Origin of the sequence: Vibrio sp. 10N.286.49.C3, assembly GCF_041469545.1 — a bacterium.
Taxonomy (GTDB): Bacteria; Pseudomonadota; Gammaproteobacteria; order Enterobacterales; family Vibrionaceae; genus Vibrio; species Vibrio tasmaniensis_A.
In genome coordinates this window covers 255,342-265,564 of the sequence record NZ_JBFRKT010000008.1, presented here as the reverse complement: position 1 = coordinate 265,564, position 10,223 = coordinate 255,342, and the positions used below count along the sequence as shown (strand labels likewise).

The following is a 10,223-nucleotide window of genomic DNA, read 5'->3' as shown; positions in this document are numbered from 1 at the left end:
TATTCAGTATTCAGTATTCATTTTTATCGTTTATTCCTTAGTGACAAGCACCACAAATCGCAAAATGCAATTGCAAAATGCAACTATCAACTTTCAAAATGCAAGCAAACCGTTTAAATACGCACCAAATTGCTATAAAACACCCATTTTACGTTGCTTTAAAAGTTGGCACACTAACTGCAATGTACATATTGACCCTTCTTAAGCCGAGGGTCACCTAGCCAACTGACGTTGTTAGTGAACCTTTCTTGTTCACGATATATATAGGCCAATTGCGAGTATTGCGATTGGCCATTTTTTTGCCTGCAATTTAAGAAACATCGCCCATCCAATATACAGACACCCATTCATAGTCATAATCGCTAGCATTCATAGTGAAGTTCAATTATGGCTCATCACCTACGCCATAGAAAACGTTTTCTAATTATTTTTTAAGAATAAATATGAAAAGTAACCTTATGTTTTAAATGTCTATTTTTAACATAACCGCCTTAATAGATGGCTTATTGATAAAACTAGCATTGACTATGTTATTTATATCACGATAATGCGCACGTTTGCCTGCAATACGGCGACCGTTAATTTTAATTTTGAACAATTGCGGAGGTAAAAAATGGCTGCGGATAATAACTACAGTCTTGGGCCGGTTCCAACATCGGCTAGGAAAGGAGTTGCTTCACTCACCATGGTAATGCTTGGACTCACTTTCTTCTCTGCAAGTATGTGGACAGGTGGTTCACTCGGGACAGGTCTTTCTTTCAACGATTTCTTCCTCGCCGTTCTCATCGGTAACCTAATTCTTGGTATTTACACTTCTTTTCTTGGCTACATCGGCTCATCTACTGGCCTCTCTACTCATCTCCTTGCTCGTTTCTCTTTTGGTACTAAAGGCTCATGGCTTCCTTCTGCTCTACTTGGTGGTACACAAGTCGGCTGGTTTGGTGTAGGCGTTGCCATGTTCGCAATTCCGGTACAGAAAGCCACAGGCATTGATACCAACACCTTGATTATTGTGTCAGGCCTTTTGATGACAGGTACGGTGTACTTCGGTATTAAAGCGCTAATGGTGCTTTCAGCAATTGCGGTGCCCGCGATTGCAATTTTGGGTGGTTACTCAGTACTAACAGCCGTAGACAGTGTTGGTGGACTAGAGCAACTGCAGCTGATTAAGCCAGAGACGCCAATGGACTTCTCAATGGCACTAGCAATGGTTGTAGGTTCGTTTGTAAGTGCAGGTACGTTGACTGCCGATTTCGTTCGCTTCGGTAAAAAGCCAGCAAGCGCCGTGTTAATTACAATGGTCGCGTTCTTCATCGGTAACTCGCTGATGTTTATCTTCGGCGCAGCAGGCGCAGCAGCAACCGGTCAGGCTGATATTTCAGATGTGATGATCGCGCAAGGTCTACTGCTTCCAGCCATCATCGTGCTTGGCTTGAATATCTGGACAACCAATGAAAATGCACTTTATGCGTCAGGTCTGGGTTTATCTAACATCACAGGTCGCTCAAGTACTACAATGTCTATCATTAACGGCATTATCGGTACGATTTTCGCGCTTTGGTTATACAACAACTTCGTTGGTTGGTTAACCTTCCTTTCGCTAGCGATTCCACCCATTGGTGGCGTAATCATCGCCGACTTCTTCGCGAACCGTAAACGTTACAAAGATTTTGCAAATGCAGAGTTCCAAACCGTTAACTGGGCTGGCATTATCGCGGTAGCAACAGGCGTAGCCGCTGGTCACTTCCTACCTGGCATCGTTCCTTTGAATGCCGTGTTTGGTGGTACAATCAGTTACCTCGTGCTAAATCCTCTATTGAACAAAAAAGCTCTGAAATCTCAGGCCGCTTAAGGACACACTATGACAACCTTATTAATCAAGAACGCGAAACTTCAAGACCAAGAGGGCTTGAAACAAATTCTGATTGAAAATGGTCAATTTTCTCGCATTCTCGATAATGACGCTCAAATCACTCATCAAGGTGACATCCTTGATGCTGAAGGTGGCATTGCAGTTTCTCCTTTCTGTGAACCGCACATCCACCTAGATACTACGCAAACGGCTGGAGAACCTAACTGGAACATCTCTGGTACTTTGTTTGAAGGTATTGAGCGTTGGGCTGAGCGTAAAGAATTGTTATCAATCGAAGACGTAAAGTCTCGTGCCAAGCAAACACTGAAATGGCAGATAGCGAACGGGGTTCAACACGTGCGTACACACGTTGATGTGTCAGACCCAACGTTAGTGGCGTTAAGAGCGATGGTTGAAGTCCGCGAAGAGATGAAAGAGTGGGTCGACATCCAAATCGTTGCATTCCCTCAAGAAGGCATTCTTTCATACCCTAACGGCAAAGAGTTGCTTGAAGAAGCCGTGAAGATCGGTGCTGACGTTATCGGTGCTATCCCTCACTTTGAATTCACTCGTGAATACGGCGTTGAATCTCTGCATTACGTGTTCGAGCTTGCACGCAAGTACGACTGCCTGATCGACGTTCACTGTGATGAGATTGACGATGAACAATCTCGCTTTGTTGAAACGCTGGCAGCCCTTGCGCACAAATTCGAAATGGGTGAGAAGGTAACGGCGAGCCATACCACAGCGATGGGGTCTTATAACGGTGCTTACGCATCTCGCTTGTTCCGTCTATTGAAGATGTCTGGTATCAACTTCGTGGCTAACCCGTTAGTGAATATTCACTTACAGGGTCGCTTCGACGACTACCCGAAACGTCGTGGCGTAACGCGTGTTAAAGAGATGCTCGCAGCAAATATCAATGTGTGTTTCGGCCACGATGATGTGTTTGACCCATGGTACCCACTGGGTACAGCGAATATGCTTCAAGTTCTGCACATGGGACTGCACGTAACGCAAGTGATGGGCTACGACCAAATCAACACCTCACTTGATTTGATCAGCAAGAACTCAGCACGCACACTGCATATCCAAGACAACTACGGCATTGAAGAAGGTAAGCCAGGAAGCTTACTAATTCTTCCTGCAGATAACGGTTTTGATGCAGTACGTCGCCAAGTTCCAGTGCAGTACTCTATTCGCCACGGAAAAATAATCGCAGAGACTCAACCAGCTAAGACTAAAATTAATTTAGATAAGACTGAAGATATCAACTTCAAACGATAATATCGTCTATACTAACGAAGAAAAGGAGGCTTAGGCTTCCTTTTTACTTTGTCATGGCGTGTAACTTTATAAACCTATCAGCTGTTGTAGGTAGTTTTTGTTAACAAGCGCAACATGACAAAAAAACTCGCTGATTTATCAATCAATGAGTGTACAACCCGAAAGACTGTGTTAACATGCACTCGCTCTGTTAGCCGGAGTTATTTAAGTTAGATGAATAGTAAAAAATGACATGTAAAATCGTTACCCGTTTTTGTAAGTAGTTTTTCCTTATTTCTTAGCAATATTAAATAATTCAATTATCAGCGCATTGCAGTAATGCAATCAACAATTTAGAAAATTTATGAATAAGGGACAAATTATGTCTAACACAAATACTGGCACTGTAAAATGGTTTAACGAAGAGAAAGGTTTCGGTTTCATTTCTCAAGACAACGGCGGCGCTGACGTATTCGTACACTTCCGTGCTATCGCTTCTGAAGGTTTCAAAACTCTGAAAGAAGGCCAAAAGGTTTCTTTCGAAGTTGAAAACGGTCAAAAAGGCCTACAAGCAGCAAACGTTGTTGCTCAATAATTAGCTTTTAGCTAAAAAGAATTTTAAAGCGCTGATTTTTATCGGCGCTTTTTTATGCCTGAAATAAAACTTCCACTGAGTTACTACCTCTTCACACTCACCCGTATTACCCATTTTTCGGCAGAGTGTTTGAACAAGCTTGGCTAACCCATTATTGACCGCGATTGGTATTGCAGCCAACCCTTACCAACAGCCGCCCCCCCCCAACCGGACCTCTCCTCTTTGGTCAAATAACACCCTATTTATTATTCGATATAAATATGCAATCGATTTCCATAATGAAAATGAGTTGTTTACCCAATCCTCATCCATTAATTATATAATTTTTAAAGCAAAGATCGGTAAAATCCGCTAATCTTGGTCGCAGTGGCTTAGTTAGTTTGGTATCTGCAATAAAAATCATGAAAAAAGACGAATTTCAAAAATCCACCGCAAATCTAAAAAAAGCGGTGCCTCTTATGATGAAGAACCGGGTGTCTACTACACCTGCAAATTATGCACTTTGGTACACCTATGTTGACAATGCTATCCCACAGCTGACTAAAGACATGGATGGTATCTTGGAATACTATGGCATTTGTCCTCCAGCCGTTGGTGAGCAGCTTTACAATAATTATGTTGCTAGCAAGTCTGAAACGAATATCAATGACCTCCGCGCTAATTTAGAATTGTTGGTCTCGGAAGTTTCGAATTCGATGAATGACACACTGACCGATACCTCTGCTTTTTCTGAGATGATTGATAAAAGCTTCGAGGATTTGGCCCGCGTTGACAATGAAAGTTTATCGATCGATGAAGTCATGTCTTTAGTTCGTCAGTTAGTTTCTGAATCTCGTCATATTCGTCACTCTACTCAATTTTTAAATTCTCAGTTGAATTCTGCAACATCAGAAATCACTAAGCTAAAATCTCAGCTGGTAGAAGTGCAGAAAGATGCACTCTTTGACAGCACAACGACACTCTATAACCGTCGCTCTTTCGACCGTGATATAGAAACCTTGTGTGAAGCGAAACAACCTCTGTGTTTAATTCTTCTCGATATCGATCATTTTAAAAACTTCAACGACACTTATGGCCACCTATTTGGTGACATGGTTCTTAAAGGCATTGCGCGCAAATTGAAACAAATGTGCCGTGAAGGGATTTCTGCTTACCGATTTGGTGGTGAAGAGTTCGCGATAATCGTGCCAAACAAATCATTACGCATTGCACGTCAGCTTGCAGACACCAACCGCCGCTCTCTAGAAAAGCTATCGATTAAAGATCGTCGTAGCGGGCAACAGGTAGGTAGCATCACCGCATCGTTTGGTGTTGCTGAGCTTGAACCCGGTGAATCGGCACAATCACTGATCGAACGCGCTGATAAGCTACTTTACGAAGCGAAGTCACTTGGTCGAAATAGAGTGATGCCGCTGTAGTCTGCAATCATCTAAACAAATTTACAGTTAAACGGCGTACTTACTAAGCTCTAGGTTCTAGGCACTAGGCACTAGGCACTAGGCACAAAAATAGACTCGCAATTAACACCGAAAGCAAAAAGCCCCAATCAATAACCAGTAGGTTAATCGTTGGGGCTTTGTCGTTTATGCATAGTCGTCAGTGTTTAACACTAAATACATTCAGAGTGTTTAACACTACACTGGTTCTACATCTTTCATAAATGCCAAAGATGTAGCTGTGACATTAAAGGGCGTAGCAATAATTAAGACAGTAATCTTCACCGCTCTTAGCTCGGAACTCTTTGTCTTCGCTGCATGCTTTTGGTTTACCCTTCTCATCACCTTGAACTAAGCTGATCCAGTGACGTATTGCTGTAGTGATGCCTTGACGCTCAGTATTCGTTTGTACCACTTCCATTGGTGACTGGCCAAAAGTAGTGCATGACTCTAACTGAATATCGTCGATATCGACCAATTCAATGCACCCCGTCCCTTTATGACAACCAAACATCACTTCTAAATGGCTTCCACTGCTATCTCGGAACAAGATTGAGTCTGGGTCACACTTCTCACCCATGTAAGCTACAAACTGCTTAGGATGCTTTAGACCGCTGTGTTGGCCATCTTTGAAATAAGCCATGATATGGCGGTAATCAACTACGTAGCTCGTTACATCTTGATGTGAGCCGTTCTCTAATGGAAACAATCTATCTAGCAGTTGTTTCGCTTTGAGTTGCTTCTCAGTTTGCTGTTTGGCACTGATAGTCTCCACGGCAAAGACAGCTTCAGCGATAAATGGTTTTGTTTGTTTTTGGATTTCTGTTTTATCGAATGTCAGCATATTCATAGTCTTTCCCTCTTGACCAACCCGGTGAACATTCACCGATTTTTATAGCAAAAATGTGTCCTAGAGCAATTATTCCAAACTAACGTTTAACTTATTTGTCATTTTGTGAATTGCTTAGTTTGTAGACTAGCGCTTTTTTGCCTACAATTTCACAACAAAAATTTTACAATGTGAATTTTACAAATATGGCCTTGTCAAAAAGTTTAGTTCGTCAGTCTCATTTCCTCGGTACGAAAATACGTAACCTAAGAAAACGTAACCATTTAACGATGGAAGATCTGTCTGCGCGTTGTATTAGAATCAACCCAGAATACGCACCTTCCGTTTCTTACCTTTCAATGATTGAACGTGGAAAGCGCGTCCCAAGCATCGATATGCTAGAAGTAATCGCGCAGGTCTTTCAGAAGAACCCAACCTGGTTCCTTGACGACGAATCGGAACAACAAGCCATTGCTCCTGATAAAGGGAATCGTGGTGGGATAAGTGGCATGGCACTCGAGCCTAGCTTTCTTTTCTCCAACGACATCCTGCAAATTGCAATTCCAGAGATGCTATCTCAAACGGGGATCTCAGGCCGCCAGTTTGCACACCTCTTAATTCGAGCACACCAAGAAAGCAATCAGAACCACTTCCCTGACCTTGAGCGCGCAGCGGAAGAAGTTGGCTTAAAACGTCTTAACCTCAGCGTAGAAGATCTGATAGACATCGCTAGAAGCCTAGGAATTAACATCCGTTGGGTAACACGCACACCGAAAGACGTTGTTGATGAACTCGGAATTAATGCCAAACAGCTAGTCACTTCGTTCTTTGAACCTCCTAGCACAATCTTCTTAAACGAAATCCTGAAAGAGTACCCCACTCGTCTGAAATACGATTTATCGGTCTATATTGGCCATTGTATTCTGCATAGCAAAGAAGGCTTAAAGAGTGTGTTGTCGGTCGGCAACAACAACACATGGGACGACAACCAGGTTTCAGGCTCTTCGCAACTTAATTCTCAAGATATTCTTCAAGCATGGCGAGACTTTGAATCTAGCTTCTTTGCTGGCGCACTTCTTTGCCCGAAAGTTCCATTTAGACAGTTGCTTGACCGCACTGGTTACGAAATCGACGTTCACAAAAGAGCGGGGGTTTCCCCCTCTGTTGCTATGCGTCGAATGACGGTAGTATCGCCCTACCCTCACTGGCACTACTTTGATGCTTATGGGCCAGGGAAACTCAAGGCGGTGTACCGCGGGAACGGGATTCCACTGCCTTGGGGAAATATGAGAACTGTTGCCGACCCATGTCAACATTGGGCTGTGTTTCGTCGATTGTCAGAACCTCGCGCAGGGAGTTCGGCTCAAATATCTATTTTAAATGTGGGTGATGAACCAAGAATCTACTGTTGTGAATCCATCAATATGACGGATCCTGCAGGTAACAATCGCGTATTGTGTGCTGGCATAGACCTTAACCCTGCAATTGATGCACAAGGCGGTAATTCAAGAGACATTGCAGAGCAACTTAAAGCATCATGCGTTAACAATGGTGGCTCTGTGGTAATCCCGCGTAACATCAAGAAAGATCTCACGACAATTGCCAAGATTCTAAATATAAATTGGATTGAACGTGGGATTGAGACAGAGGCTAGGCTTATCTGCTCCCGAGGTGGAGAATGCCCGCGCCAACCAAGCTGTTACTCAAAGTGTGGTGAGTGTTAGCGCAAGAATGGTATGAGCATGATTAGTAAATTGTCGTGCTCTGCTTGTTTTGCTTTAGCTAACTGCACTTAATAATAAGTGTAGTAATAACAATTAATAAAAAGTAATACCAACAAGTAGAACTCAAAATTCAGGCAAAAAAAAACCAATCACAAAAGGGTGATTGGTCATATATTTTGTGTGAACAATATGGGTTCACTAACAACGTCAGTTGGCTAGGTGACCCTCGGCTTAAGAAGGGTCACTATTACTAATGCACTATACGTGCCAACTTTAAATATACGTATTTACTACGCATCTGAACACGTATTCGCCATAAATGCTTGTTTGTTTTGCAAACTGAAATTGCAAATTGCAAAACCCAACAAATCGCTAGTGATTATGTTGTTATTAATAGATCATTAAAGATTAATTTCTCTTCCTATAAATACCTACTTTTCAATAAATTCGATAGCTTCAACTCTGAAGAAACCTCTTCTTGTTTGCTTAGGGCGTGTTGATCTTTCGAGCTGATTTTTGCAGCGAGTTGCTGGGTATTTATACAAGGCAGAGGTTTCGATGTGTAGCTAGCCTACATGAGAAGCCGATAACGTAGTAGAAATGACCAGCAAACGCTGCCAGCTAAAAGCGTTTTACTCTTTGTTGAGGGAGATTTGCTTAGAATGACTAGGCGACTTCCCCCTCGCCGCGATTAAAACACTTTTAGCTCGAACAAAATTTAACCGCGAAAGGTCAACACGCCCTAATTACACCCATAAAAAAACGCGAACATTGAAATTCAATATTCGCGCTGATTCGAGTTCGATAGCAGGAAATCGTCACTAAACGAGAACCCTCTTACGAAGCGATCTCGTTATATAATCTTTGCAAAGCTATCTGTTCAACGTTCTGTCTACCAAAGAGCTACTATTTCTGAGATGCAGGCTTAGAACGGCTTCTAGATGGTGAAGGTTTGTTACCTGTAGGCTTGTTACCTGCTGACTTGTTAGACGGTTTGCTTGAACCATTACTTCCACCGAAACCAGACTTTTTAGGTTTACCTGCACCACCTGGCTTGCCAGAACTATTCGTAGAAGGCTTATTACCACGCTTATAGTTGCTGCCATTATTTCTTAAAGACTTATCATCACCAGCAGCTGCAGAGTTGCTGTCTGAAGCTTTGTTGCCTGAGTTAGGCTTACGCTTTGGAGCAGATCCATTACCTGCTACATGACGCTTGTTCTTGCCTGCTGGCTTATGGCCGCGAGCATTCTCACCAGAACGTTGGCCATCCGAGTGTTCGCGTGTCTTTTTCGGTTTCTTAGGCTTAATCGGACGCGAATCCAAGCGAGATTCTGGTAACTTGTTTACGGGTGCAAAACCTTCAAGTTCACGACGCTCCAGTACTTGTTGAATAAGGCGTTCAATACCGAATAGCTCACCCACTTCATCAGCACAAACCAATGAAATTGCTTTACCCACTTCACCAGCACGGCCAGTACGACCAATACGGTGAACGTAATCTTCTGATACGTTTGGAAGGTCGAAGTTAACCACTTGAGGAAGTTGTGGGATATCAATACCACGAGCAGCGATATCGGTCGCTACGAGTACTCGTACCTTACCGGTTTTAAAGTTCTCTAAGGCTTTAGTACGCGCGCCTTGGCTCTTGTTACCATGGATAGGAGCAGAAGTGATGTCTTGCTCTTCAAGGAAACGAGCAAGCTTGTTTGCACCGTGTTTTGTTTTGCTGAACACCAACACTTGTCGCCAATCATTATCTTTGATCAGCTTAGCTAGCATTGGCGCTTTTTTCTTTTTATCTACTGGATAAATACTTTGTTCAACAGTTGGTGCTGTTGAGTTTGCAGGGCTTACCGAGATCTCAACTGGGTTATTTACTAAGCCTTTAGCCAAGCTACGAATATCATCAGAGAACGTTGCAGAGAACAGTAAGTTTTGACGCTTCTTCGGTAGGAAAGCCAAGATCTTACGGATGTCGCGGATGAAACCCATGTCTAACATGCGATCAGCTTCATCTAATACTAGAATCTCTAGCTGATCAAAACGCACTGCATTTTGGTTGTATAGGTCAAGTAGACGACCCGGTGTTGCCACCAACACATCACTGCCTTTACGAAGTTTTTGCATCTGAGGGTTAATTTTCACGCCACCAAACACGACCGTAGAAGTAAGCGGTAAGTTAATACCGTATTTAACTACGCTGCCATTCACTTGCGCAGCAAGTTCACGGGTCGGTGTTAGCACTAGTGCACGAACTTGGTTCTGACGTACGCGAGGGCCTTTTGATAACATTTCAAGAATAGGTAGCGTGAAGCCAGCAGTTTTACCTGTACCTGTTTGAGCAGCGGCCATTACATCTTTGCCCGTTAGGACAGCTGGTACGGCTTTCTCTTGGATTGGTGATGGCTTATCGTAACCTTGTGCTTCAATAGCTTTAAGGATCGGTTCAGAAAGGCCAAGGGAGGTAAAACTCATAGATTATTTTCTCAGTTGAATAACATTTAGTATGAGCAACGCG

7 protein-coding genes are annotated in these 10,223 nt (G+C 43.0%); 5 read left to right on the top strand and 2 right to left on the bottom strand.

All coding sequences use genetic code 11. From position 1 onward, the window contains the following. Positions 1 to 613 precede the first annotated feature (613 nt). From codB to AB4180_RS04070, 4 genes are all read left to right on the top strand, one after another. Positions 614 to 1,852, top strand: a complete 1,239-nt coding sequence (codB, locus tag AB4180_RS04085) for a cytosine permease (protein ID WP_102249381.1) — start codon at positions 614 to 616, stop codon at positions 1,850 to 1,852. Positions 1,853 to 1,861: 9 nt separating this feature from the next. Next, on the top strand, positions 1,862 to 3,139 hold the full coding sequence (locus AB4180_RS04080; protein WP_102249382.1) for a cytosine deaminase: 1,278 nt from the start codon (positions 1,862 to 1,864) through the stop codon (positions 3,137 to 3,139). Positions 3,140 to 3,500: 361 nt separating this feature from the next. Further along, positions 3,501 to 3,713, top strand: a complete 213-nt coding sequence (locus AB4180_RS04075) for a cold-shock protein (protein ID WP_004730009.1) — start codon at positions 3,501 to 3,503, stop codon at positions 3,711 to 3,713. 401 nt (positions 3,714 to 4,114) lie between these two features. Continuing rightward, the gene (locus tag AB4180_RS04070) at positions 4,115 to 5,131 is read left to right on the top strand and encodes a GGDEF domain-containing protein (RefSeq protein ID WP_009845697.1); all 1,017 of its coding nucleotides are present in this window, start codon (positions 4,115 to 4,117) and stop codon (positions 5,129 to 5,131) included. Between the two features lie 265 nt (positions 5,132 to 5,396). Here the strand turns inward: AB4180_RS04070 and AB4180_RS04065 are convergent, their stop codons facing one another. After that, complete coding sequence (locus tag AB4180_RS04065; protein ID WP_102249384.1) at positions 5,397 to 5,999, bottom strand: malate synthase; 603 nt, start codon at positions 5,997 to 5,999, stop codon at positions 5,397 to 5,399. A 170-nt stretch (positions 6,000 to 6,169) separates the two neighbouring features. Here AB4180_RS04065 and AB4180_RS04060 point away from each other — a divergent pair, with 170 nt between their 5' ends. After that, positions 6,170 to 7,702 carry a DUF3612 domain-containing protein gene (locus AB4180_RS04060; RefSeq protein WP_017097047.1) on the top strand — a complete coding sequence of 511 codons (1,533 nt, stop codon included), beginning with the start codon at positions 6,170 to 6,172 and terminating at the stop codon, positions 7,700 to 7,702. A gap of 906 nt (positions 7,703 to 8,608) precedes the next feature. On the opposite strand, the gene AB4180_RS04055 is transcribed toward AB4180_RS04060, so the two are convergent. Further along, positions 8,609 to 10,180, bottom strand: coding sequence for a DEAD/DEAH box helicase (locus AB4180_RS04055; RefSeq protein WP_012600290.1), 1,572 nt, complete (start codon positions 10,178 to 10,180; stop codon positions 8,609 to 8,611). Positions 10,181 to 10,223: the final 43 nt, after the last annotated feature.

What these genes read in the sequence shown, in the direction of transcription:
- codB (WP_102249381.1), top strand. Translation starts at nt 614, where the DNA reads ATGGCTGCGGATAATAACTACAGTCTTGGGCCGGTTCCAACATCGGCT.
- AB4180_RS04080 (WP_102249382.1), top strand. Translation starts at nt 1,862, where the DNA reads ATGACAACCTTATTAATCAAGAACGCGAAACTTCAAGACCAAGAGGGC.
- AB4180_RS04075 (WP_004730009.1), top strand. Translation starts at nt 3,501, where the DNA reads ATGTCTAACACAAATACTGGCACTGTAAAATGGTTTAACGAAGAGAAA.
- AB4180_RS04070 (WP_009845697.1), top strand. Translation starts at nt 4,115, where the DNA reads ATGAAAAAAGACGAATTTCAAAAATCCACCGCAAATCTAAAAAAAGCG.
- AB4180_RS04065 (WP_102249384.1), bottom strand. Translation starts at nt 5,999, where the DNA reads ATGAATATGCTGACATTCGATAAAACAGAAATCCAAAAACAAACAAAA.
- AB4180_RS04055 (WP_012600290.1), bottom strand. Translation starts at nt 10,180, where the DNA reads ATGAGTTTTACCTCCCTTGGCCTTTCTGAACCGATCCTTAAAGCTATT.